Raw genomic sequence first — 25,813 nt, 5'->3', positions numbered from 1 at the left:
CGAGCTGATCGTACTGTTGACGAGAGGCTATCGACCCTGTCCAATCGCAGCTTGTTGCTCATCCGTTGTTTTCTGTGCGCGTTCCTGCAACATCTCGTAGAATAAATCTTCGTCGAACGGGAAGTCCACCCAGCCATCCGTCCAAGTTGACAGCAGCATGGCGTTGGATAGCAAGAGCCCGTTGATGCCTTCTTCGCCGGGAGCGAGAAGCGGTTTTCCATACAGAATCGCATTAACCCAGTTTTGGGTTACGCCCTGGTAGCCCGTAATCGGCCCGTTCGTCGGGATTTCGCATTTCCAGCATTCCGGAGCTCCCCACATTTCCTTTTGCTCCCGATTGAACTGCGATTCCGGCGTACGAAGGCGCCAGAACGTAAGTATTCCGTTTTCGACGACCAACTTGCCTCTGTCTCCTACGATTTCAAAACGATTAGAGCCGGGAGTTTCGCCTGTTGTCGTAATAAATACGCCCGTGGCGCCATTTTCATACTCGACAAATGCCGTGACCTCGTCCTCCACCTCGATATTGCGATACTTGCCAAAATAACAGAACGCCCGCATCCGCTTTGGCATAAGTCCGGTTGTCCACTGCCATAAATCCAGATTATGGGGAGCCTGATTGATCAGAACGCCGCCGCCTTCCCCTTCCCAAGTCGCTCTCCAGGTCCCGGAGTCGTAATAGCTTTGGGTACGGTACCAGTCCGTAATAATCCAGTTCGTGCGCCGTATTTCTCCAACTTCCCCGGACATGACCAGATCCCGCAGCTTCTGATAAACCGGAAAGGTGCGTTGGTTGTACATCATGCTGAATGTTTTCCCGGACTCGCGGGCAACTTCATTCATCTGCCTCACGTGTTTGGTATATACGCCGGCCGGCTTCTCGCATAGGACATGCAGCCCGGAACGGAATGCTTCAATGGCGATTTCGGGATGGGCATAATGCGGTGTTGCTATGACTACGGCATCGATGACGTTGTCGCGAAGCATGCTTCGCCAATCGGAGTAAAGCTTAAGCTCGTCGTTCAAATTTTCTTTTGCCCAGAGCAGACGCTCTTCGCGAACATCGGAAACCGCCGAAAGGACGGCCCCGGCGACTTCGCCTTTTGACAAATAGGTTGCGTGGTTCGTACCCATGCCCCCCAAGCCTACAACACCGATTCTAACCTGATTCATAATGTTTCTCCTCTCGGTTTTTCTCTTGATTCTCCAACGCGGAAGCTTGCTTGCGCTGTACCAGCATAGCATTTTTGACAATCAGCCACTTCTCTGGTATTAATGGTTTTGACCGCCTATTTTACTTAGGTTGGTATCCTCAAGGATAAACGGCTGGCGCCGTCCTATCGGTGCATCGCCGGGAGATGGTTAGATGACGCATCGCTACACGACTTCGTATCCGATTCAAGTCGGGTATTCCGAAACGATGATTCACGAAGCTGCATTTCACGCGCATACCGAATATGAAATTTATTATTTTCATCAGGGCAAATGCACCTACTTGATCGGCGATCAGATCTATGTGCTGGCCCCCGGCGATTTAATCTTGATGCACGGCATGACCCTGCATTGTCCTAAAGTGGATCCCGAATTGCCTTACCGGCGAACGATCATCCATTTTGACGCAAAATATGTCCAATCGATGCTGCACGCCCCTTTTTCGTTAAATGCGCTTGAACCGTTTGAAAAATTGCGGAACCACCGGTTCCATTTGACGGAGAGCGAGCAGGCGTACGTGAAGCAATCGCTTGAGCTGCTTGAAAATTTGCAAGGACAGGCGCAAGGCGTAAGCCAGCATCGTTTTCACGCCCTGTTTCTGGACCTTCTGTATTTTATCTACGGCTTATCCCAGAAGCCTATGGAAAATCAAATCAGCAGCTTTTCCCAGAAGGAACATTATGTGCAGCAAATTGTCGCGTATTTGGAACGCCAATACCAGGAAGACATCGACTTGGATATGCTGCAGGAGCACCTCCATATCTCCAAATATTACTTGGTGAAATTATTCAAGGAAGTAACGGGGTTTACGATTTTTAATTATTTGTACCAAAAAAGGATCAATCAAGCCAAAGTACTGTTCATGATCGAAAAAGGGATCACCGTATCCGAGGTTTGCTATCGGACAGGCTTCAAAAACCCGGCTCACTTCAGCCGGCTCTTCAAACAGATCGCAGGGTGCACGCCGGATCAATTTCGCAAAAGCTCGAATCCGCCCCTAAAGAACAATGCGAGATAAGCCTGGCGGGATAATAAACAATTTCAAACAAGCTTCCTTTCTCGGTATCTTGCTACAATAGGAGAGAATGACACTGGGGAGGGATGATGGACGTTGAGAACAAAATTCGCGGCTCAATTATTCACGCTGCGCGCCGAACTGGAAAAGGATTTTATCGGCACGCTTCGCACGCTAAGGGGAATGGGATGGCACGCCGTGCAAATATCCGGTCTATACGGAAACGATCCTGCCGATATCGCCAAGGTTCTTCAGGAAACGGGACTGCAAACGGCGGGCATGCATATCGCGCTCGCCGAGCTGCAAAACAATCTGGAAGAAATACTGCGAAGAGCGGAGCTGTTCCGTACGAAGGATCTGGTCGTTCCTTATTTTCCGGCGGACCAGCATCATGAAGAGGGCTACAGGAAGCTTAGACGGGACATGAATGAAATTGCCGCGGGGCTTGCCGGCCAAGGATATCGGATCAGCTACCATAACCATGCTTTTGAATTCGATACCGTAATTGACGGCAAATCCGCGTTGGAATATTTGCTTGAGCCTGCTCCGGATAACCGGATACTCGCCGAGGTTGACGTGTATTGGGTGAAGCGGGGAGGGCAGGATCCCCTTTCTTTCATACAGCCGTATGCGAACCGGATGCCGATCATTCATCTGAAGGATATGTCGGATGACGGAAACCAATCGACCGTAGAGGTTGGCACCGGGCAAATCGACTTTATGCCGATTCTCAGCTGGGGGGAACAAAACGGGATCGAGTGGTACGCAGTCGAACAAGACGAGTGCAGAAGAAATCCGCTCGACTGTCTTGCAACTAGCCTCGAAAACCTCTGCGCCTTGGCCGGAAAAATGTAATTTCGCTTCATGGTGCGTTAACGCTGCGAGGCGGCCGCAGGTTCATGCTGGCCGCCTTTTATGCTCCTTAAATGCCGTTTTTCGCCCGTAGTTCGCGAAGTCGGGAATTATGCAAGGTCGATTGCGAAATTGTCGATGACTAGCGAGCCCCGGTCCCCGTTATTTTTGACAATCGCGATGTAATAATCACCGTAATCTCCCGTAGCAGCTTCGGCCGTGAACCGGTTCAAGCCCGCCTGAAGCGCCACATTCAGCTTCTCCTCTTCGGAACCGCCTTCCGCCGTTCGGACAACGATCGAATATTGCCCGTTCCGTTCGGCCTTATAGTCAAAAGCAAACCGGTATCGGGTATTCGGTTCAAGCTTGATCGTCGACGGCAGCGTGCGATATACTTCGCCGGCCTGCTCATCCATCGTCTTCAGCGACCATCGTCCTTCGATCGTATCGTCGGTATATCCCTCATGCCGCTCCGACAAGTGCGTCCTTCCGATTCGCATTCCGGCGCTGACGAACGGCCACCAGCCTTCATCGACATGCTCGAAGTCTTGGAAGAACCAATGATTGTGTTTCGTTGGAGGTTCAATCTCCCGTACTCGCACGTCGTCGAAGTTGACATAGGAACCGGTTGTTCCCGCTTCCGCCTTCAAATAAAGCAAAGGCGTGCTTGATTTGCCGCTGATGTCTTGCGGCACGCTGAATATGACCCGAAGGCGTTCGTAATTTGTGCCGCGCTTATCGGAGTCGACATTACAATTAAGCACCTCCGTAAAGTCCGTGCCGCTCGACACCTCCGCTCCGCCGTATCCGCTAACGCCGATCGACGCTTTGCGCCCTTTCGACACTTCGACCCAGACGGACGCAGCGTACGTTTTACCCGGTTCCAGCCCTTCAAGCTTCTGGCTCACGATCCCGTCAGCGCCTTCGTTGCCGGCGATCGACAAATACGATTGGCCGTAGTCCGTCGCCCGTATTTGAATGTGATCGCAATCGGCATACGTTGACGACTTGCTCCATGCCTGGAAGCTATGGCTGTCAAAGCCCGGGTCGCGGACGAACCCGCCCTCGCCCCAATGCATCTCGCTTAAGGCAGGCGCTTCCGTCTTGTAGATGACATATGCAAAATTGGCCTCGGCTTCGATGCCGATTGTGTCGTTCGTTACGGGGATATCCCGCAGGAATTGACGGCCTGTTGCCGTCAACCGGTACAGCTTCACGCAGGCCAGGTCGGACCAGCTCGCAGGGAGCACCCATTCGCTGCGCCCGCCTTCCGAATTCCAATGGTACACTTTATCCTCCCGATGCGGGTCCCAAGGAATGAACATCGTATCTCCGTCGGCGATTTTGCGGCCATGGCGATATATTTTCGCGACGCCGTCTTCCATCTTGCTGACGACTCCGCCGGCGAATTGCGCCTCATGCTCCGTCCATTTCGACAGCGGGAAGTGCATCAAATACCGGTAAGGCAGCTGCTTCGTATAGAACGATTGCACGACCGCATACAGATCCTTCTCCTTCTGCCAGCCCATGAATCCGTTGTCGCCGTACCGCGGATAACCGCCGCGAAGCAGCGGATCATGCTCGTATGCGTCTTTCTGATGATGATGAACGAATCGGGAGATGCGGCTATCGCCGCTCGAATCGTGCTGCCACATCGAATCGCGGTCGAGCGAGTCGGCATCCTCCGTCCAGATCGCAAAGTCTCGTTCGCGCAAATGCCGGACGAGCTCGTACGCCGTCCAATGATCGTCTCGATACGTGTCGACGTAGACGAAGCCCAAATTCGGCACTTTGGCCTTCAGCTCGTCGAGTCGGGCGGCAAACCGATCGGTCAGCATATCGGCCTCGCGGTCGATGTGCACCGACTGATCGAGCCAGCGCCAACCGTCGATGTCGGATATAATCGCTTCTTCATAGGCCTTCGCTTCGGGGTAGGTTTCCGTATGGTTGATATGAGCCCCGATTACTGTGTTGTATTGCCTCGCGCGGTCTACCAATACGTTGAGATCCCGGGTACCCCCCGCCCGTTCGTTGATTTTCCCGTAGTCAGGGTGTCCGCTATCATGGCCTTCCGACTGATACCCTTTCAATTCGATCATCTGCCCGAACCCGTCGGTATACAGATACAGCTTCTTCACGTTGTCGAGAATGCGCAAGAAAGGAAATTGCGCCAAGCTGCCGAAGTTCATGGCGATATGCGCATAGCTTTGTCGCAACTGCTCCGCTCCCGGAATAACAGGAATCAAGTCACGCAACGCGATCGCGCCGTCCTGCCAATCGACGACGCCGTCGCCGTTCAAGTCGTCGGCGATGGCCACTTTCGCCCAAGGCAGCTCCAGCAATTCGCCATCCGGCCTGCGGTACGTCCAGTAACTGCTCCACAAGCCGGTACTCCGGTAATCGCCGCAGTCCATCGTTCGCACCGCGATTTGCTTTCGGTTCATGATCGCATTCGTGTCGATGGCGGCGGCCAATAAGTCGGTGTTCATAATCGCGATGCCTCTGTTCCGCTCGACAGGGTCTGCCGGTTTTTCGGCCAACGTAACGAATTCATCGCGCAAAACACCTTCGCAAGAGCTAAGATGAGCGCCGGATTGCGTGCTGCGGCAGGACACGAGGCTGTGACCGGGAAATTCGACGGTATAGACGCGAAACAAGCCATGTTCACGTATGCCGGCGATGCGCAGCTGCAGCACGTTGTGCGCAAGCTCGAATACGATAGTCATCTCCACTGCCAGCTGAGGGAAGATGAGCACATATTCAACCGTCGAGCCGCTTGTTGCCGTGAGCGCCACTTCCGGCATATAAGGCTCTCCGTTCAGCTCCACGTCGGAACGCTTTAATTCTTGGCCGAACAACTGAGCGCCGTTCGAATTCCAGCGGTACGCCTCAACTCGGGGGAATGCAGCGTCAAGTGTGACGTCAAGCACCGACGACGATAGCTGCACCGGCGCAAGCGCCATCGCTGGAGGGGCTTCCGCAATGCGAGTGATGCTGCTGTGTGTTTCGATGTGCTCAAAGCGGCCATGTCCGTCTCCGATCGTGTGTTCGAATTCCCCGCCGCGCCAAGCGATAAAACCGGTCTGCCCCGCCGTCGCTTCAGCCAGCTCGGGAACGTGTACGCTGAACGATTTGTATCCGTTGACCGATACAGTGACAACGTCGCCCTCGTATCGGATCTTGATCCGATATGGCTTGCCGGTGAACATGCGCGGGGCATGGGTGTACAGCTTACCGGTTAGTCCGCCGGCGGTTCGCCATACCCATACGCTGCGCCCCCACATGTCGACCAGCGTCTCGCAAGCAATTGCCGTCCACGCGTCAGGCGACGCGTATCGGATGACCGCGCCGATGCAGCCCGCGTTGTTAAGCGGCGTCATCGTAAACTCCAGCTGCCCGGCGACTGCCGTTGGCGAGTTCTCATCCACCGCGATCGCGACGCCGCCGCCGGCTTGCAACTCGATAGCTGCTTCTGTATTTGCTTCGTCTGCCGATCCATTGAACCGGCGAAAGCTGATTTGCTGGTTCTCCATTGTGCCTACACTTCCTTGCTTAAGGTTGTCATCCTTATACCTTCTCGCTTATTTCATTCAGCGATACGCCGCAAACTTCCGCACAAGCGGAGTATCGACCGATTTGGTTACGGCAAATCGCAGCTTCTCTGCAACAACCGGCTCGAACCGCTGGATACGCTTATGACCGATGGAGATGCCTCCGCACAAATTGATCCATTCGCCGTTGACCCAGGCATCGATCGCATATTCGCGCACTCGTTCGCCTTCGGCGATTTGTTCCATCACTACGACGGTGTCGACTTCCGTCGGCGCCGTCAGCTCCAGAATCGTCTCCGCGCCGGATCCGCTCGTTTCCGCAACCGCCTGGTCGAATTTGCGCTTGATTTCTTCGCCGAACGCAGTAAACTGCTTCACGTCGGCATCGGGAACAAGCCCCCGATTGTCGATGACCATGCCAATCAGCAAATTCGTATTGCAGCCGACCGAATTTAAATAACAATCCGTCAACTCCTCCACCGGGTAGAGCAAGTCGTCTTCGTTCGGCGCCCAGAACCATTGGTTCGGCTTCCGGTTCGGCATATCCGCTTCGGCCGGCGCCCAGACGGCTCCGTCGGGATTGCCATTGCCGAACAGAGGACACTCCGCATGCCCGGCATAATTGGTTACGATATCAGTCGTGCTCCAGCACGGATGCGGCGCGACACCGTCCTCGTTGCCGATCCAGCGCAGCAGCGACGGGAACTCCTTCGGCCCCTGGAAGCAAACCGCCTGCGGCTGCAGCCGCAGGAGCACCGAACGGACATCCGGTCCGCCTTGCTCGGGCGGCAGCGTACCTCCGTCGAACCAAATTTCGAACAGCTCGCCGTAATTCGACCACAGCTCGGTTACTTGCTTAATGACCATCTCGTTGTAGAGGCGCTGCTCTTCGGCATCACCCGATTTCACGAGCCCCGGATTGTCTACGCCAAAATAGGCGTTGGCGGCCACACTGTAATACAATCCCGGCCGCACGCCGTACTTCCGGCACGACGCAATGAAGTCGCCGACGATATCGCCTTGGCCGTCTCGCCAAGGCGAGCTTTTGACGCTATAGCCGTGCGCCTCGGTCGGCCACAGGCTGAAGCCGCTGCAGTGCTTCGCGACAAGCACGGCATAACCCGCGCCGGCAGCCTTGGCAGTGAGAATCCATTGATCGGTGTCGAGCTCGGTCGGGTTGAACACGGAAGGGGACGGCTGGTAACCCCATTGTTCCCGCCATTCGTATCCCGGTTCGAACACCTGCACATCATAATGGATAAGCACGCCCAGTTCGGCGTCCGCCCACTCCAGCTGCTCCTTGGTCGGACGCGGGCTTCTGCTGCCGCCGATCCCGTTAGCCGCATTTTGTTCCATCGCCCTCGTCATATCAAATCCTCCTATCGCTTTAACGAATAAATGTCCATAATATTACGAAAGGAATTGCCCAGCAGCTTCTATCGTCTTGTTTGAGTTTCTCCTATGTCGAAGAGCTATCGAAGATAGATACTCATAACCAAGACTCGCTGCTAAGCAATTCCCTTTCTCTAATGCATTGAGTATTTATTGACGTCGCTAAATTTCACGATCGCTTAATTCGCTTTCACCGTTTCCGCCTCGCCGCGCATGAACACTCTTACGCTCACGGAAGGTTTCGGATCGCCTTCGAACTTGCAGCTGAACGACACCGTCTGACCGCCGTTTCGAACCGTAGGCGCATCGGCGGATGCTTGCACCGTGCGAATCAGGTTCCAGTTCTGGTCATAGACCTTTCCGATTCGATCTCCGTCGCACACCAGGTATTGGTTCGCATGAATTTCGGTATCGAAAGTCATATAAACGCCGCCCGTATTGAACGAAGGACGCTTGACCGACGCGTCCTCGTTGCCGTAGGACGGCTGCACGCGCAGGATGAATCTGAGCGGCTGGTCGGCATACTTGTTGAAGAACGCCCAGTCCGATCCTCCCGGTTGTCCAGGCTGAAGTTCAGTCGGGCTGCAAACAAGCGGCTTCGTAATGTTGACCGGGTACAACTTCCACTCGCCTTCGCCAACCTGCTCCAAATGCCAGTCGCCCTTCGGATCGCGCAGCCGCTCGCGCTGCTCCGGCGTAAACGCTTTGGCTCTCCGCGCCGATTCCCAGATGCGCACAGCCGTAAACAAGTCTTCAATATTGCCATTGCGCTTCATCACCGGCATATCGGCAACCAGGGCGAAGCCTGCGTTAAATCCTGCCGCCTTGGACAGCACCCACTCGATTTCATCCAGCGTCGTTGCTTCAAACTGATCGGAAACAGAACGAACGAGGAACCAGCCAAGCATGGAAGGAATGAAGTTGCGGGCAAAATAACGCTGGTTGCTAAGTCTCCACTCCAGCTGCCCTTCGCGCGTCGAAGCGCCCCACGGCTCTCCCCAGTTGAAGCGGGTGAACACATGCCACAAATAATTAGGGCCTACAATGCTCGCATCATTGATGACGCCATCGCCCCAATTGTCGTAGCACATCTTAACGAAGCGGCCGACTCCGTAATCGTCATGCCCTGTTGCATACAAGCCTTCCAGCCCGTCAAATGAAATTTGCTTCAAGCCGGTCTTGGTGAAAAGCTCGACGATGCGTTGGCTATACTCGTCCTGCAACACGATATCCGGGAAGAATACATCGTACCCGTGATCCCATAGTCTGCCGATTTCCGCGCCGGCCTCGTGCGCCGAAACGGCAGTGCCGTTCACGCCTCGACGTACGCCGACAAGCTTCCATGGAGCGCTTTCGGTTACGCCGTCGTATTCGATCAGCTCACTGCCGATCTTGGCCGAGCGGCGGAACAAATTGGCGGTGAACGGCTTCGGATCGCTCACTTCGATCTCATCAGCCGCCTCGCCGATCGTTGCAACCAGGCTCGCTTTGCCTGCCAGCTGAAGCCGCTCATGGGGCACCGGCGTCACATAAGGATCGTTCAACGTTGTAAAGTTGGACAGCGTATGAACGCCGACATGCACGCCTTCGCTCTCCGCAAGCTCAACGCAGCTTCGCATTCCCTCGTCGCCGCTCGGGAAGTCGTTTTTCTTAAGCGTAAAATGCCCCCATTGGCCGAACGGATCCGGATGATATACATATTTCAAGCCGGCCATCTTCGTAAAACGCACGGCATCGGCCATTGTCGCTTCCGTGAAATGAGTGATCAAATACGATTGGTTTGCCGCTGGCGATGTTTTGCCCCATTCCCCTTCAATCATCGGATGAGGGAGACCTTCCCCGAGCTCAATCGCTTCAATCGTAGGCAATACATGATCGAGAGAACAGCCGAACAACGCGATGCTCGACCCGGCGATGAACGCGTCGTCACCGCTAATCGGGGCCACCTCGATTTCAGGCATGTTCCATGCCGCACGGTGAGCCGCGACCGAGCGATTTCTCGAGAAGGCTTGCAGCATGCCGCCGAGTCTTGTCGGCCATGCGGTACTCACGCAATATTCGAATTTCGTCTCAGCGGGCATTTCGGTATAATAATCCATGCCTGACCCGATTAACGAATTCTCATGCCGGACAACCTCCAGCCTTTCGATTTCTACTGGCCAGCCACCGACCGTCTTCAAATTAAGCGATTGAATGCCGATTGCAAATTCGCCGTTATGCACGACGCCAACCGACTCGCCGACCGATCCGGTAATCGAAGTCATGAAGGGACCCCAGACGACAGCATCGACATCCGCGCCTTCCACGCGCAAAATTTCAAACATTGCATACTGCGTTTTGCTTTCGACTACAACATCCACAACCGCCCCGGATGCATACTTCAGCGTTACGACCCGAGACATCTCGTCATAATGCGCATTCGAAGGCAACTCCGTACTGCCGCCGATCACAACCCGCACTAGCGGCATCGCATGCTGTGCCGATTCGTACCGCTTACCGGCAGCTCCATCGACAAGCCCCGCAACGATTCCTCTATCATTCAATTGAAGTGTTAAATTGCCCGCTTGAAAATTCCACATGTCCATCCATCTCCTTGACTGAAATCATCCTAATCATGATCATTATCTCAAATCGATCTCTCGCTTGATTTGCATAAATCGAAGATACATTTACAAATTTTAAAGACGATGTGTCCCCACGGGTGTAACAGTAACTTAAGCAAAAGTGCCCTTTCAGCGAAGAAAGGGCACTTCGAACAACGCGCGCATTGACATTTCCTCGCCGCAGCAAGACCGTTCAACGCGTTTATTTCAAGTTTTCGTCGTATACTTTTTGCGCTTCTTCCAGAACCGCGTCGCCACCCATCTTTCTCCACTCGGCCACGAAGTTGTCGAACTCGCTGAGCGACTTGCGTCCGGTGATGAAATCGATGTAGGTGCCCAGCGTAAACTGTTGCAATTTGTCCTGTGTTTCGTTATAGACCGGTTTGTTGAACGGGGCGAGAATATCGATATTCCGCGTCCCTTTCGCACGGGTATCCTTCGCCAGCTGCCGCATGCTTTCGTCCGACGTATACGACGTCTGGAATTCATAATCGTTGAAGGAGCCGGCCATCGAGTAACCGCCAATGCCCGCTTTTTTGCGCTCCTTCTCATCGTTATACGGCGGGATCATTTCGACCGTCCCTTTGTCGCTAACTTTCCAATGCTTGCCCTTCTCGCCGAACTGCATCAGCTCGTAAATTTCCGGATCAAATTGAGTTGCTTCGAATACTTGCATATATTTGATCATTTTATCCCGGTCTTTCTCGAGCTGCTTGCCGAACATGACGCCGGACGCATACGCCGGGTTATATTGGGACATGCCGTATTTTCCATCCGGACCCTTCACGCCGCCGACAATCGCGAAATTGAAGTCCGGATGCTGCTTCTTCAGCTTGTCGTACCACTGCTCGCCGCCGAGGAACGCGTTGCCCGGCAGGAACGCCCACCAATAGAACTCGACCGACCCGACTTTGTCGGTCAACACTTTGTCCTCGACGTTGTTGCCTTTGTTCACGACGAATTCGGGGTCGATCAATTCGTTCTTGTACCAGCGGTTCAGCACTTCGAGCGCCTGCTTCGCGCCCGGTTCGATTTCACCGCGTACGATTTTGCCGTCCTTCTCAACGAAAATGTTCGGATATGCATCGAATGCGCCGAATACCGAGCTGAACATGCTTTCAACACTTCCGGCCGATCCGGTGATGCCGTACGTATCCTTCTTGCTGTTGCCATCCGGATCGTCATTGCGGAATTTCGTTAAAGCGGCTTCCATCTCCTCAAGCGTTTCAGGTGTTTTATCGATACCGACTTTCTTCAGCCAATCCTCGCGAAAAGCGAGCTGCATGCCGTCAATGCCGATATCCCAAATGACCGGCAAGCCGTAAATTTTGCCGTCCCTGCGCACATATTTGAACGGATCGTCACCGAGGAATCGTTTCAGCCAGCTAACGTATTTCGGCATATTTTGTTCGATGAGCTCTTGTGGAATTTCGGCGGCAACGTCCTGCTGCAAAAACTTGTCATAGTCCGGAAAAGACGGTTCCTTCCACCAGTCGGGAATATCGCCCGAAGAAATCATCAAATTGAGCTTTTCTTTCATCCCTTCGCGTGTCGCCGCGATAAAATCGATGTCGATGCCGAATTTCTTCTTCAACGCGTCGATGCCTGGCGATTGCATAGCTGCGTTATCGTCCAGATTCCAAAACGTCAGCTTCGCAGGGGCTTGCGTTTTTTGTTCGCCGTCTTTCGTTTCGGCAGCTTGCTTGTCCCCGTTTTCCGTACCGGATGATTCGCTTTTGCCGCAACCCGCCAGCAGCGATACGAGCAGCACGGCAGCGAGCGCTCCATTTAGCCATCTTTTCTTTTTCAATCGAACCAGCCCTTTCTTATTTTATTTATCTATTTAAAGGGGTTACCCTTTAATAGCACCGATCATGACGCCTTTCACAAAATATTTCTGAATAAACGGATAGACGACCAGCATCGGTATGATCGAGAACATGATCACCGTCGACTGCAGCTGCCTGCCGGAAAACTCCGTTTTGTTGCCGATATTTTGGATGACGCTGTTAATGTCAGCCATGTTGTTTTGAATGATGATTTTGCGCAAAACGATTTGCAGCACTTGTTTCGTCGGATCGGAAATATAAATCATACTGTCGAACCAGGCGTTCCAATGGCCTACCCCAACCCACAGCGCAATCGTCGCCAGCACCGGCTTCGATAACGGCATGACGATTTGGGTGAATATCCTTACGTACCCGGCGCCGTCAACGCGCGCGGACTCTTCCAGTTCATCCGGAATCGAGCGGAAAAAGTTACGCATAATCATCACGTTAAACGCGCCGATCATCCCCGGCAAAACAAGCGACCATATCGTATTGAGCAAATGCAGCTCCTTGATCAGCAAATACGAGGGGATCGTCCCGCCGCCGAACAGCATCGTGAACAGAATGATGCTCGTAAACGTCCGGTTCCAGGGCAAATCCTTTTTTGCAAGCGGATAAGCGGTAATCGCCGTAAAGAAAACCGATAGTCCCACGCCAAGCACCGTACGGATAATCGTGTTGAAATAACCGGACCACAAGGCGTCGAACTTGAACGCCAGCTTGTAGCTCTCAAAGGAAAGCTGTGTCGGCAGCAGCACGATGCCCGAGGAATAAGCCGTGCTGTCCGTCCCCGCTCCGTCCAGCGAAATGACGACCTGCGACCAGAACGGATACAACGTGCATAACACGATGACGGTTAGAATCAAGTACAATATGGCGTCGAATATTTTGTCACCCGTTGATTTTTTTACGTTAATCATTGCCCTCGCCTTCCTTCGTCCGCCGTATTACCATAAAGCATGCTCCTTGCCGCCGATCCATTTCACGATCCGGTTGACCACGATGATCAGGACGAGCGCGACAACCGATTTGGACAACCCGACCGCCGTCGCATAGCTGTAGTTCATATCGATAAGGCCTTTGCGGTAGACGTAAGTGTCGATAATGTCGGATACGTTATACACTTGGACATTGTACATGTTGAAAATTTGGTCGAAACCCGCGTCCAGTATGCCGGACATCGACAGGATCAGCATGATGGCAATGACCGGCACAAGCATCGGGATCGATATATACCACATCCGTTTGAAACGGCCCGCACCGTCGATGACCGCCGCCTCGTACAGCTGCGGGTCAATGCTCGATATTGCCGCAAAATAAATGATCGACCCCCAGCCGAAGCCTTGGAATATACTCGTCACCACGAGAATCGTTCGAAAATAGCGAGGGTCTGCAAGGAACAAAGTCGGCTCTCCGCCAAACACTTTGATGAGTGCGTTAACCGGACCTTCCAGCGAAAATATCGTGAAGAAAATGCCCGCCATTACAACCCATGAAATAAAATGCGGCAAATACGATATCGTTTGCACGACTTTTTTGAATTTCATATTCGTTACTTCGCTAAGCAGCAGAGCGAAAAGTATCGGCACCGGAAAGCCGAAGATCAGCTTGTATAAGCTGATGACGATCGTATTTTTCAGTACGGTGTAAAAATACGAGTCATGGAATATTTTTTCGAAATGCGTAAAACCCGCCCAAGGGCTGCCAAGTATGCCTTGGGTTATTTTGAAATCCTTGAACGCCAGCAGCACGCCGTACATCGGAAGATAATGAAAAACGATGTAATAGATGAGCGCCGGAACCATCATGACTAGCAGCACGCGATATTGCTTATATTTTTTGCGCTTTTCTTTTTTGAGTGAATATTTCGCATTCACGGCCGCCACAGGTTCGTTCATTGCTGTTGTTCCCTCCCTCATGTAAGTGCTTCCGTTTGGATAATCAACACTATAGCACGGGGTTTCGCAAAAAGAATTATCAAATATTTTCGAAACGATTCAATATTTTATGATGTTGAAAAAAGCCCGTCCGGCGGGCGGATCAGGTTGGGGGCATGGCGTGGCGGGGTAAAAAATTGAAAAAAAATTGCAACGTAAGTCTTTGGGCAATTTGGTATCTACCTCCGTCCGCTGTTCAAATCGTGTTCCGATGAATGGATCAAGTGGTAACAACACGATTTGAAAAGGCGGATCGTAAACTCTCCGGCACATACCAAATTTGCTACTCTACGTTGCAATTTTTTTAAAACCACCGCCAACGAATGCACAGCACCGCCTGACCGCCCGGCGGGCGGGCTGAGGAGGGAGGGGCCAAGAACCGGAGGGCCGAGGCATGGGCGGCCGGATCATGAGGGTAGGTCAAGGGCCAGTTTCGGGATCGTGACGGTCATGACGGTGCCCTCGCCCGGCTTGCTGCTGATGGAGATGCCGTATTCGGCGCCGAAGCGCAGCTGCAGCCGCTCGTTGACGTTCTTCAGGCCGTAGCCGGCCGACGTCTGCGTAAGTATCGAATCGGCCGTTTCCTGCACCATGCCGGGTCCGTTGTCCTCGATCGCGAATACGATCGTCTCTTCGCGCACCCAGGCACCGACCTGCAGCAAGCCGCGCCCCGACGGCTTCTGGTTGATGCCGTGCTTGATCGCATTTTCGGCGAGCGGCTGCAAGATCAGGTTAATCGTCGTAAAGCCGTACACCGTTTCATCGATCTCGTACATCACGTCGAAACTATATTCGCTCATCACTTGGATGATCTCGATGTACGATTTGATGTTCTCCAGCTCATCCCGCACGGGAATGATGTTGTTGCCCCGGTTCAGCGCGGTCCGGTAAAACCTCGACATCGAGGTGACGACATGGCTGATGTCGTGCGCATCGCTCTTCAGCGCTTTCCAGTTAATAAACGACAGCGTGTTGTACAAAAAGTGTGGGTTGATCTGCCACTGCAGCGCCTTCAGCTCCGCTTCTTTCTGCACGATTTTGCTGCGGTACGACTCGTCGATCAGCTCGTTCAGCCGGATCAGCATATTGCCGAACCGGTTCGTGAGCTCGCCGATTTCATCCTTCGACCGGCTGTGCACTTGCAAGTCGAGTTCCCCCGTTTCGACCCGCTTCATCATCGCGTTCAACCTATAAATACGCCGAATCATCGTTTTGGAGAAAATCGAAATAATGACGAGCAAGCTGACGATGCAGACGAGGATCACGATCATCGTGGCGTTAATAATTGTCCCGGCATTCGGCGACACCTGCGCCGCCGGAACGAAGCAATAAATCGTCCAATTCGCCTGCGGCACCTTCTTCTTCACGAGCAAATAATCCGTCGCCCCGATTTGCACCGTTCCTTCGCTCAATTGCTGCATGGGGATGGACTCGAAAGCCGACGCCCGCGCCGCATTCGGATTGGCATAAATTGTCCGACCTTGTGCGTCCGCGATAACGATCCCGTAATCGCCGGCCATGTCCGCCACGTTTTTGAAGAAGCTCTCTCCGTTAATTTGCATATATACGATATTGCGATGTGCGGTAAACAAATTCGGAAACATCCCCGTCACGAACAAATTTTCGTCGTAAAACCAGTGATTTTCGCTGCTTGCTCCTTTGATCGCTTCGGCGTACCACGGCTCTTGCTTTACCCGTTCAGCCGAAAGCACCGATTCTCCGTACTCGGGTACATAATTTTGCGTGTAGAACGTAACTTGCTCGATATCATTGTCCAAATTCGTCATCATCGTGAAATACGGCGTCAAATATTCCTTCAAATCGCGGGACAAATTGACAAGATCGAGATAATCGTTGTCCACGATTTTCTGAAACGTTTTGTTGAACACGATGGAACGGATCGTCCGATTGTACCGTTCGATCGAGTTGTTCATGCTTTCAGACAATGTATTCAAGTTTTTATCGATGCCTTGAAGCGCTTGCAAATTCAGCATTTCCTTCGACTGGTCGTACGCATAGATGCCCAGCACCAGAACCGGAATGAGGATCACGGTCAAATACGATAAAAAAAGCTTATGCTTGAACCGCAGCCGGTTAAACATCCCATAGATCGCCCGCTGCATGCGTTAAGCCTCTTCCCTGAACTGGGACGGCGTCTTGCCGTAATGGTTTTTGAACAGCGAGCTGAAGTACGGGAAGTTGACGTATCCGACATCTTTGCCGATGTCGACGATCTTGCGGTTCGTCGTCAGCAGCAATTGTTTCGCTTGCTCCATCCGGAACAGCGTAATGTACTTGTTGATGCTGATTCCTTTTTGCTTCTTGAACAAATAACTCAAGTAGCTGGGCGATAAAAATACTTTTTCCGCGAGTGAATCCAGCGACAAATCGGAAGCATACTCGCGCTCGATCGTCCTGACGACTTCTTCGATCGCCTTGGACGTCGAGTCCCCCGCCGATTCAACGGGCACCTCGTTCTCTTCCAAGATCGACAGCACGACTTTGCGCAAATCGCTCAGTTTTGTCGTTCTATATATTTTTTCCAAATTATCCTTAAACTGATTCGCGTTCTTCTTGGCGGAAGCGTCGAAAATCGCTTTGACGATTTCCGTACAGACGTATTTGACGTAGATAACGGAAAAATGATCGCTGTTCTGCAGCATATCGAACAACTGGTCGAACCGGAGTCTTGCCATATCGTAACGGTTGCGCTGCAAATTACCCACCAGCTCCTCCAGCGCTTCGGTCACTGCCGTCGTCATGTCGGTTGAAGCGAATGAGGCCCTGTTCGCCAGCAGTACCGTGCTTTCGTCGAAGAAAAACTTGTTTTCGAGCATCGTTTCCATCGCGTTATATTCCTTGTACAGCTGCTTCGCATCTTCAACCAAACCGCTGACGACGACTGTCATGTCGCGGCTGTACATTTCGCGGAACCACCGAATCAGATGTTGGCCAAGCTCCGTCAGCGTTTCCTTCGATTCCTCCTCATAAGCTTCCACAAGCAGCAAGCTCTGAAATTCGTTCAGATGAACCAGGTCGAAGCCGCGCCGGATCAAGCCCGAAATCTGCCGTTCGAAATCAAGATCGAGCCGGTCGAAAAATCGGCCGCGTGAGTCGAGCATCAGCATGCGTACGTAACGGTACCCGTCGAACCCGGCGACCGGGATCGGCAGCTCGTGTTCTTGCTCCTCCACCTCAGTTTTGCCGATGATGAGGTCAGTCAGCAGCTTCTGCTTCTCGTAGCGCACTTCCTTGCGGTACGATTCCTCCAGCCGTTCCTGCTGCGCCTTCGTTTGCCGTTCTTCTTCGCACAATTGGATGACCTGGGATACGACTTTAATAAACTCGCTCACCTGTACGGGTTTCAGAATATACCGGATCGCCTTTAGATCGATCGCACGCTGCGCATATTCGAATTCGCCGTAAGCGCTCATGAAGATGACCTTGATCGGCCGTCCCATCTCCCGCACCTTCTCAGCCAGCTGGAGACCGTCCATCCCCTTCATCCGGATGTCGGAAAATAAAATGTCGACTTCATGCCTCTCGATATAATCAAGCGCGCTCTCTCCGCTGTCCGCCTCGGCGATTGCCAGGTCGAAGCCGTATTTATCGACCAGGAACTTGACCCCGTCCCGTTCGAACTTATCGTCGTCCACGACGAGCATGTTCAGCATACCGCGTCCCCCCTATCCCCGTAATCGTTTACATCTGGAGTCTATCACAGGTGGCCGCATGAAAAAAAGCCCCGATTCGGCGGGGCCGAATCCGGGACTATGCGAGTCGTTTTAAACGCGCAACAACTCGGATATAAATATTTTCATGCACCTTTGACGTTAATACTAACCTTCTTGCTGCGAATCGTTTGTTATGCTTCCACTTCGCCGACCATACACGATGGCGAATACAAAGCCACCGATCAAAATAACCGCCATAAACAGCAGCATCATATTGCTGTACAGCATCGCGGCTGCATCCGTCACGCTTGGGAGCGCCGGAAAATCGAGCCATCGCCTCGTCAGCAAGCCTCCGACGGCGGCAACGCCGATCCCTTCCGCCAAGAAGCAGGCAAGGTTCAGCAAGCCCATGCCGGAGCCGGCTTCCTCGGGGCTCAATGCTTCGGCGACGCTTGCGGAAACGACTGTTTTCACAAAAGAAAGCCCGCCGAACGTCACGATGAGCGCTGCGGAAATTAGCCACGGCGTTCGATCCGCGAACAACGCGGCACCAAGCAAGCTAGCCCCGATCATGCCAACGCCGATCAGCAGCACGAAGCGGTATCCCAGCTTGTCGACGAGCGTCCCTCCGACGATGCCGAACAAGATAACGCTCACGGTGCCGGGAAACAGGACGCCGCCGCCGATGACGCTTGTCGCCATCTGATGCACGTCTCTCATCATGTACGGCACCATGGAAATGTAACCCGCCACCGTTCCCAATAGGACGGCGCCGGCTGCTACGCCCGCGATATACTTTTTCCTATTGAACAAGGCAGGCTCGATAAAAGGCGAGCTTGCACGGCAGATGTGCCATGTGAATCCGCCGAAGATCAGCGTGCTTGCGGCGAGGAATAGCCAATGGGACAGCGACGCGAATAACGTAAACGCCACGATTCCGGCAGTCAATAGCGAAGCACCTACCACGTCGAATCGCCCTTTCCGCGAAGGTTCCTCGGGCAACGAACGAAGGATGAAAGGAAGCGACAGCAGCGCCATGAGCGGCAGCACGAACAGGAAGGACCAATGCATGAAGTCCGACACGGCGCCTCCGATGACCGGCCCTGCCGCTTCGCCGAACGCAACGGTCGATCCGATCATGCCGAAAGCTCTGCCTTGTCGGCTCGGCTCGACATATCGCGCGACCATCACCATGATAAGCGCCGGGATGGCCGATGCCCCCGCTCCCTGGACAAATCGCGCAAGCAGCACGAAGCCGTAGGAGGCATGCAGCAAAGCGCCGAGCAGCGATCCTCCTCCGTAAACGAACAGGCCGATCACGAGCAGTTTTTTCGTTCCGGTTCGGTCCGAAATTTGCCCGTATAATGCCGTTCCGACGGCAAAGGAAAGCATAAAGCTCGCATTGATCCAGTTGGCCGCCGAAGGCGTTATGCCGAGCTCCGCCGCAATATCGGGCAGCGAAACGTTAAATACCGTTTCGTTGAGCACGCTGAAAAATGCGAGAAAGCTAAGCCAAACGATTGATTTCGAAAAATTGCCTGTAATTGATCTTTTCAACTCCATATTCCCCTTCATCTAGGGGAATCGCGCAGTTTACCGGGCCAACGATGCGTTTTCCCCTATGAAATGGGCCCTCTTTCGACTTTGTACCTCATCCTAACGCCTCCAAAATGAAATTAACATCGATGATACTCATGTTCATCGTCATCATCTTCTTAATCTTACCGCAACCGGGTCGGCTAGGTTGGTAATTTTTCGCTATAATCATTTTGCGACTTCCTTATTTCGCCGCTTGGGCTAATTTTGCGCTTCCCAAGGCTGCACCGGCCAGCAGACTAACGAAAACGAATAAGGCTGCAATGAGAAAAACTTCGCTTAGCGCATGGCTGAATACCGCTTGGAGCACCTTTAAATCCGCTGCGGACAGGGATGAGCGGAGCCCTTGGTCCAACAGCGATTGCGGATTCGATAAGCCGTGCAACGAATCGGAGCCTGATGCGCCTGACTGCTGCAGTCCGGAAGCCATGCTCCGCGTCATGAGCCCTCCCAATACGCTGACCCCAAGCGTCCCGCCGATTGAGCGGAAAAATTGGTTCGAGGAGGTTGCCACCCCGCGTTGATGCCAGTCCACCGCATGCTGCGCCGCCGTTCCAAGCGTGGGAAAAACGGCGCCCATGCCGAGTCCCGCAACGATCATGAATATGACGATTTCGAGCCGACTCGTGTCCAAGCTCATCTGGGAGAAGAGCAGAAACCCGGCCAATGTAAGCGCCAAGCTCGGTACGAGGATCGCCCGATACGAGACCTTCGTCATCCATCGCCTACATCCCATCGTGGTGACCACCGTCGCGAGCATAAACGGGGTCAGGATGTACCCGGTCACGGACGAGCTCACGCCGATGACGCCTTGCACGAACAGCGGCAAATACGCAATGGCGCCGAACATGCCCGCGCTGACGAAAAATCCGGCGATATTGCTAATCGAGATCGTTCGAATCGCGAACAGCCGAAGCGGGATGATCGGCTCCTTCGCTCTCGTTTCCGCCCAAATGAATATTCCGAGAAGCGGCGCTCCTGCTGCGAACAGTCCTGCAATCGGCGCAGAATCCCATGCGTATTCATTCCCGCCCATGACTAGGGCTAGCAGCAAAGCGACAATCGCTCCGGTAAGCGTAACTGCGCCGAACCAATCGATGTGGCGTTTGCCGGCGGCGTCCCGCTTTTCTTCGAGCGATAGGGCTAGGATCAGAATTGCAGCTGCGCCAAAAGGAATGTTGATGAGGAAAATCAAGCTCCAATTCCAGCCGACAAGCAGGCCCCCAATGGCCGGGCCGCAAATCGTAGACGCCGCGAACACGGTGCTGAACAAACCCATAAACTTCACCCGCTGCTCAGGCGGGTAGATGTCCGCAATGATCGTGAAGGCGATCGGCATGAGCGCGCCTGCCCCCAATCCTTGCACGCCGCGGAACACGACTAGCTCCATCATCGATCCGGCCAAGCCGCAGAGCAGCGACCCGATCAGGAACAGCAGCAGGCCGATGAGGAAAATCCTTTTGCGGCCGAACAGATCGGCGATTTTCCCGTAGATCGGCATCGCGGCCGTAGAAGCCAGCATGTAAACGGAAAATACCCAGCTGTACAACGACAGACCTCCTAGCTCTTGCGCTATGGTCGGCATCGCCGAAGCTACGATCGTTTGGTCCAACGAAGCCAAAACCAATCCGATAAGCAGCCCCGCCGTAATCCGTTTGGCTTTACTTTTTTCAATCGACAAAATCGCCACCTCCGCATATAATCGACACTGTGTTGTTTTTGCAATGCTGCGTTGATTATGTTAAGCGTCATGGCGGAAAGCGGCAACCGGCAATAATTCCGAATCCGTCGCATATTCGACAGATCGTCGTGATTTGTCGTTGTAAACCAAAATGTTAGACGAAGGAGACCGTTATGTCGACCAAGGAAACGACGACAGACCTGCGGGTTCAACGGACGCACCAGCTTATCAAAGAAGCCTTGATCTCCCTTATGGAAGAACAAGGCTTCGATCGTACGACCGTACGAGACATTACGGCGCGCGCCGCGATTAACCGGGCAACGTTTTATTTGCACTATCAGGACAAATTTGATTTGCTTCAAAAAACCGTCGACGGGATGATGCGGCAATTGGAACAAGCGATGCAGCTGCCCCCTGATTTTTCGGCAGACCAGCTCAATATGGACGCGGATGTCCCGCCACAATCGTTCATACGCCAGTTCGAGCATTTGGCCGCCAACTCGAAATTTTATAAAGTGATGCTAGGTCCGAACGGCGTTCCCGGGTTTGCGGGCCGCATGGAACACGTCATTCAGGACGCGCTGTTCGAGCGGCTATCGTTAACCCAGCCGAGCGAGCAGAACTTGAGCTTGCCGCGCGAGCTCATCATCCGCTATGCGACGTCCGCCCATATCGGCCTCATGAAGCATTGGCTGGAAAGCGACATGCCTTATTCGCCACGGTACATGGCGACGCAGTTGAAGCGGCTTCATATGCTTGGGCCGACGCGTGTCAGCATTCAGACGCTACCGGGCGATACCTCCGTAAAATAACGCTCGGAGCGCCGCGGTTGCCCGCTATTTCAATTTGCTGAAAAATCCGTTGGAAGAACCGATATATACGCCATCCTCCATGCTTGTCACGAAGCCGAACGTGCTTAAGCGCCCTTGTGTATCGAGATAGTCGAACCGATGGTCGGCAATGCGGGCCGCGGTCAAATTTTGCGGATCGATTTCATAGAGCGCTTGTTCAACAGAAAACAGCAGCTTGCCTCTGCTTATGGCCGGTTGGGAGAATGGCTGATATGGTCTTTTGATGCCGGGGCTCATTGTCGAAGATATAGGTTGGCCTGTTTTGACGCTCAGCGTGCGAATTTGTCCATCGACAGCGACAGTCAGAACGTCACCTGTCAAGCTGCCGACATTCACTCGGCCGTCCAACTGCCATAAGATTTTGCCCGTTTGCAGATCCAGCAGAGACGTCTTAAATTTAGAATCGTTGCCGTTATCCTCCCGATCCACCAGCAAGAACAACTTCTCGGTCAGCGGGATCACCTGCCGGTTATCGTTCAGCCGAACCTTTGCAGCCGAGACTATCCCGGTGTTCAAGTCCACGCGGGAGAGGCCAAGCCCAAATGGCAACCACCTATAGGCTGGCTTATGCCGCCGCAAATCCCGTTCGTCAAAGGCAAAACTTACATTGAAATTAATGGAATACAACAATGTATCCCTATTGACCTGTTCTTCATGGCGCCATTTCCGCTTGCCCGTTGCGGGATCGTAAGCCGCGAGTCCCCTCTCCAGGCCTTCATTGATCAAAATGACCGGGGAAGACAGTCGATCGGGAATCAGCGTTTCGCCCGCACCCAGCTTCCGGCTCCATAATAGCTTGCCGTCCGTTTCACGGTACACAAGCAGTTGCGCATCTTCTGCCCGCTCAAAGTGGCGTTTTTCGATTACAACAACACCAGCGGCCTTGGATACGATCAACTCGTAACCGTTGTATTTCGGATCTTGAGAGTTGTATGTTCTGCTCCACGACACATTGCCAGTTGTGGCATTCTTAGCGGCAATCGTTTTTATCCCTCCTTTACTGTTGTACACGATGACATGCTTCCGGTCGCCGGAAATAAATGCGTCCAACAATTCCGGACCGGCATCGAATGCCCAACGCTTCTTCCCGGTCGCAGCATCCAAGGCGTATATTTTGCTATCGTAATGCATGCCGCTGAAGCCGCCGTCATCGGCGAGAACGATCAAACTATCGCCCGCCCGGCCAAGCAAAAAGTTGTAGGCAAGCTCACTCTGGAAGCGCCAAGCTTCCGGGAGTTGCTTCACGGGTGATAGTGTCTTGTCGGTTTTAGCAAAGCTAATTAAGCCCTCTTCGTTCAGCAAGTATTCCGTTGCGCCGTCCTGTATTCCTCCTGCCGCTTCCAAGTACTTCACCCGATACACGGTTCCATCCTCTTTCCACGTAACGACGGCTTGCTCGGAGCCTTTACCGTATCGCCACTCCTTCAGCACTCTCAGCGGATCGCCGGAGGAATTTACCGCTTCAGAGTATTCGGTCGCTTCAGGGTCACCCAGCAGCTTCCGCACTTTCGCTTGCGGATCGCCGAGTCCTATATTGCCCAGCACCGCCGCTCTCATATATGACGTAGAGTTCGGCTGATTTTTGGCAGCTTCGACGTCGCTTGCACGCAGCCATGCCTCTTGCAATTCATGACCATAACCTACGCTGACCTTCAGCCAATCGCCGTATCGTTTCAACGCATGCACCCGTTCGCCTTCGCTCACTTTACCTATCATCGCGTAGTCATACGGATACAGGGCTAACGGCGCCGTTTTTTTCGTTATGTACTCCGCCGCCGACAATACGTCCATTGTTTTGGCCGCTTCCGGTGTCAAATACCAAATCGGCACCCAGCCAAGTTTGTATTGATTTTCGATACGGGCAAAATGCTCCGTTAATGCCGTGACCCGGTACGTATTGCGAGGCTGTGCCATGAAGATGACGTCCTCTCCCAAGGCAATTGGCGCAACATGCGCCGCTGCCGCGCGCGTTGGCTTGACCGTATCGCCGATACGGATTCCGTACTGCTCCGCTAACTTGTTGTCTTCCGACGCGAGTGGTTTAGCGTCCGGCTGATCACCGGATACGTACGATTGAATGACGCCTTGCTCGTCCCGGTACAAAGCGATCCAGCGGGTTGCTTTTTCATCGACCCACTCCACGAACAGCTGCACCGTCACCTCCCCTTGGCGCAAGCCTTCGTAATCCGCATCCGTCGTATACCCTTCTCCGTCCGCCGAAGGCGTAAAAGTATAGCCGGCTTTGGCGAAATCATAACGCGAATAAGGGCGTACGATCAGCTTGCCGTCGTCGAACCAATCCTTCTGAAACGAATAGCCGGCATAACCGATGACGGCGTCGATGCTGCTTTTATTCATACCTCCGCGAATATCGCGCATAATAAGCTGTAATGCTTGTTCCAGCGGCAGCTCGACAGGCTTCATTTTAACGACCTGCGCATGTTCGGACTCCTGAATGCCACGATCGGCTCCGGCACCCCGATTCGTCTGAGCTCCGCTCGGTTCGCCGTTCAAGCTTTGCTCCTTCGCCCCGGGAGAAACCGGCGCAGCTTGTTTCATTGCCGTTTCTCCGCTGCATCCGGCCATTGCCGCGCCGATTAACGCTGCCGCCACCGCCGCTGCCGTATAACGGAACACCTTCATCATATCGACCTCCAACCGATGGAGTATACAACATTTTACATATATATTTGACGAAGGTATCAGACGATCGGTTGCGCAGGAACAAATAACTTGACGAATGAACATTGTAATTATATACTTACATTAATTTAGTAACTATATTTTAAGGAGGTAACAAAAGATGATTCCTGCATTGTTTCTGGCCCACGGTTCCCCGATGCTGGCCATCCAAGACTCGGAATATACCGAATTCCTTACCCGGCTCGCCAAACAATATACGCCCAAAGCGATCGTTATTTTCACGGCCCATTGGGAAAACGAAACGACCACGATCTCGTCCACGGATGATACGTACGAGACGATTTACGATTTCGGCGGGTTCCCCGACGAATTGTATCAAATCCAGTACCGCGCCAAAGGTTCCACGGAGCTGGCGGCACGAGTAGGCAAGCTGCTGGAGAGCAAAGGCATCCCTTCCCGGACGAACGCAACAAGAGGACTTGACCACGGTTCATGGACGCTGCTGCACCGCATGTACCCGGAAGCGAACATTCCGGTTGTGCAAATTTCGGTCAATCCATATCTTCCTCCGCAGCAGCAATATGAAATCGGAGCTGCCTTGCGAGAGCTCGGCGCGGAAGACATTATGGTCATCGGCAGCGGCGTGACGGTCCATAACCTGCGCATCATCAAATGGGGCCAAACGACGCCGGAGCCATGGTCCGTCGAATTCGACGACTGGTTGATCGACCGGATCGAGCACCGGGATCTGGACTCGCTGTTCCGCTACGATGCGCTGGCGCCGCACGCCCGCATGGCCGTACCGCGCGCCGAGCACTTTGTCCCGCTGTTCATCGCGATGGGGGCCGGCGCGTCGCAGCCGCAAGTCATCCACCGCAGCTACGAGTTCGGCACGCTCAGCTACCTGTGCTACCAGTTCTGATCAAGGACCATCCTTCCGTGATTCGATTGAAAAAATAACTGGAAAATATGCATCT

General features: G+C 53.4%; 16 protein-coding genes. 4 read left to right on the top strand and 12 right to left on the bottom strand.

The window, feature by feature from the left end; all coding sequences use genetic code 11:
* Positions 1-27 precede the first annotated feature (27 nt).
* Positions 28-1,173, bottom strand: coding sequence for a Gfo/Idh/MocA family protein (locus AC0LWM_RS17050; protein WP_474676171.1), 1,146 nt, complete (start codon positions 1,171-1,173; stop codon positions 28-30).
* Between the two features lie 193 nt (positions 1,174-1,366).
* Here AC0LWM_RS17050 and AC0LWM_RS17045 point away from each other — a divergent pair, with 193 nt between their 5' ends.
* Entirely contained in the window at positions 1,367-2,230 is an 864-nt protein-coding gene (locus AC0LWM_RS17045) for a helix-turn-helix domain-containing protein (RefSeq protein ID WP_474676170.1), read from the top strand.
* 93 nt (positions 2,231-2,323) lie between these two features.
* Positions 2,324-3,082, top strand: a complete 759-nt coding sequence (locus AC0LWM_RS17040) for a sugar phosphate isomerase/epimerase family protein (protein WP_474676169.1) — start codon at positions 2,324-2,326, stop codon at positions 3,080-3,082.
* Between the two features lie 107 nt (positions 3,083-3,189).
* Here AC0LWM_RS17040 and AC0LWM_RS17035 read toward each other — a convergent pair whose 3' ends face one another.
* The 10 genes from AC0LWM_RS17035 to AC0LWM_RS16990 all read right to left on the bottom strand — a co-directional run bounded on the left by AC0LWM_RS17035 (position 3,190) and on the right by AC0LWM_RS16990 (position 21,342).
* Positions 3,190-6,612, bottom strand: a complete 3,423-nt coding sequence (locus AC0LWM_RS17035; protein ID WP_474676168.1) for an endo-alpha-N-acetylgalactosaminidase family protein — start codon at positions 6,610-6,612, stop codon at positions 3,190-3,192.
* 57 nt (positions 6,613-6,669) lie between these two features.
* Complete coding sequence (locus AC0LWM_RS17030) at positions 6,670-7,998, bottom strand: alpha-L-fucosidase (RefSeq protein ID WP_474676167.1); 1,329 nt, start codon at positions 7,996-7,998, stop codon at positions 6,670-6,672.
* 203 nt (positions 7,999-8,201) lie between these two features.
* Complete coding sequence (locus AC0LWM_RS17025; protein WP_474676166.1) at positions 8,202-10,601, bottom strand: hypothetical protein; 2,400 nt, start codon at positions 10,599-10,601, stop codon at positions 8,202-8,204.
* Between the two features lie 226 nt (positions 10,602-10,827).
* The gene (locus tag AC0LWM_RS17020) at positions 10,828-12,435 is read right to left on the bottom strand and encodes an extracellular solute-binding protein (protein WP_474676165.1); all 1,608 of its coding nucleotides are present in this window, start codon (positions 12,433-12,435) and stop codon (positions 10,828-10,830) included.
* 42 nt (positions 12,436-12,477) lie between these two features.
* A complete protein-coding gene (locus AC0LWM_RS17015; RefSeq protein WP_474676164.1) occupies positions 12,478-13,374 on the bottom strand; it encodes a carbohydrate ABC transporter permease in 897 nt (298 codons plus the stop codon).
* 27 nt (positions 13,375-13,401) lie between these two features.
* Positions 13,402-14,352: an ABC transporter permease gene (locus tag AC0LWM_RS17010; protein ID WP_474676163.1), complete on the bottom strand. Its 951-nt coding sequence runs from the start codon at positions 14,350-14,352 to the stop codon at positions 13,402-13,404.
* 446 nt (positions 14,353-14,798) lie between these two features.
* Positions 14,799-16,514, bottom strand: coding sequence for a cache domain-containing sensor histidine kinase (locus AC0LWM_RS17005; protein ID WP_474676162.1), 1,716 nt, complete (start codon positions 16,512-16,514; stop codon positions 14,799-14,801).
* Between the two features lie 3 nt (positions 16,515-16,517).
* Positions 16,518-18,065, bottom strand: a complete 1,548-nt coding sequence (locus AC0LWM_RS17000) for a response regulator transcription factor (RefSeq protein WP_474676161.1) — start codon at positions 18,063-18,065, stop codon at positions 16,518-16,520.
* Between the two features lie 165 nt (positions 18,066-18,230).
* Positions 18,231-19,622 carry an MFS transporter gene (locus AC0LWM_RS16995; protein ID WP_474676160.1) on the bottom strand — a complete coding sequence of 464 codons (1,392 nt, stop codon included), beginning with the start codon at positions 19,620-19,622 and terminating at the stop codon, positions 18,231-18,233.
* 223 nt (positions 19,623-19,845) lie between these two features.
* Positions 19,846-21,342 carry an MDR family MFS transporter gene (locus AC0LWM_RS16990; protein WP_474676159.1) on the bottom strand — a complete coding sequence of 499 codons (1,497 nt, stop codon included), beginning with the start codon at positions 21,340-21,342 and terminating at the stop codon, positions 19,846-19,848.
* 173 nt (positions 21,343-21,515) lie between these two features.
* Between AC0LWM_RS16990 and AC0LWM_RS16985 the strand changes: the two genes are divergently transcribed.
* Positions 21,516-22,154: a TetR/AcrR family transcriptional regulator gene (locus tag AC0LWM_RS16985; protein WP_474676158.1), complete on the top strand. Its 639-nt coding sequence runs from the start codon at positions 21,516-21,518 to the stop codon at positions 22,152-22,154.
* Between the two features lie 24 nt (positions 22,155-22,178).
* On the opposite strand, the gene AC0LWM_RS16980 is transcribed toward AC0LWM_RS16985, so the two are convergent.
* Positions 22,179-24,839: an outer membrane protein assembly factor BamB family protein gene (locus tag AC0LWM_RS16980; RefSeq protein ID WP_474676157.1), complete on the bottom strand. Its 2,661-nt coding sequence runs from the start codon at positions 24,837-24,839 to the stop codon at positions 22,179-22,181.
* 157 nt (positions 24,840-24,996) lie between these two features.
* Here AC0LWM_RS16980 and AC0LWM_RS16975 point away from each other — a divergent pair, with 157 nt between their 5' ends.
* A complete protein-coding gene (locus AC0LWM_RS16975) occupies positions 24,997-25,758 on the top strand; it encodes a DODA-type extradiol aromatic ring-opening family dioxygenase (RefSeq protein ID WP_474676156.1) in 762 nt (253 codons plus the stop codon).
* Positions 25,759-25,813 lie beyond the last annotated feature (55 nt).

It is taken from the genome of Paenibacillus sp. sgz302148 (assembly GCF_056120465.1).
This window is presented reverse-complemented; position numbering and strand designations above follow the sequence as displayed.

Excerpts from the sequence above, each read along its gene's own strand:
- AC0LWM_RS17050 (WP_474676171.1), bottom strand. The coding sequence starts at position 1,173 with ATGAATCAGGTTAGAATCGGTGTTGTAGGCTTGGGGGGCATGGGTACG.
- AC0LWM_RS17005 (WP_474676162.1), bottom strand. The coding sequence starts at position 16,514 with ATGCAGCGGGCGATCTATGGGATGTTTAACCGGCTGCGGTTCAAGCAT.
- AC0LWM_RS17030 (WP_474676167.1), bottom strand. The coding sequence starts at position 7,998 with ATGACGAGGGCGATGGAACAAAATGCGGCTAACGGGATCGGCGGCAGC.
- AC0LWM_RS16985 (WP_474676158.1), top strand. The coding sequence starts at position 21,516 with ATGTCGACCAAGGAAACGACGACAGACCTGCGGGTTCAACGGACGCAC.
- AC0LWM_RS17035 (WP_474676168.1), bottom strand. The coding sequence starts at position 6,612 with ATGGAGAACCAGCAAATCAGCTTTCGCCGGTTCAATGGATCGGCAGAC.
- AC0LWM_RS16980 (WP_474676157.1), bottom strand. The coding sequence starts at position 24,839 with ATGATGAAGGTGTTCCGTTATACGGCAGCGGCGGTGGCGGCAGCGTTA.
- AC0LWM_RS17000 (WP_474676161.1), bottom strand. The coding sequence starts at position 18,065 with ATGCTGAACATGCTCGTCGTGGACGACGATAAGTTCGAACGGGACGGG.
- AC0LWM_RS17025 (WP_474676166.1), bottom strand. The coding sequence starts at position 10,601 with ATGTGGAATTTTCAAGCGGGCAATTTAACACTTCAATTGAATGATAGA.
- AC0LWM_RS17015 (WP_474676164.1), bottom strand. The coding sequence starts at position 13,374 with ATGATTAACGTAAAAAAATCAACGGGTGACAAAATATTCGACGCCATA.
- AC0LWM_RS17010 (WP_474676163.1), bottom strand. The coding sequence starts at position 14,352 with ATGAACGAACCTGTGGCGGCCGTGAATGCGAAATATTCACTCAAAAAA.
- AC0LWM_RS16975 (WP_474676156.1), top strand. The coding sequence starts at position 24,997 with ATGATTCCTGCATTGTTTCTGGCCCACGGTTCCCCGATGCTGGCCATC.
- AC0LWM_RS17045 (WP_474676170.1), top strand. The coding sequence starts at position 1,367 with ATGACGCATCGCTACACGACTTCGTATCCGATTCAAGTCGGGTATTCC.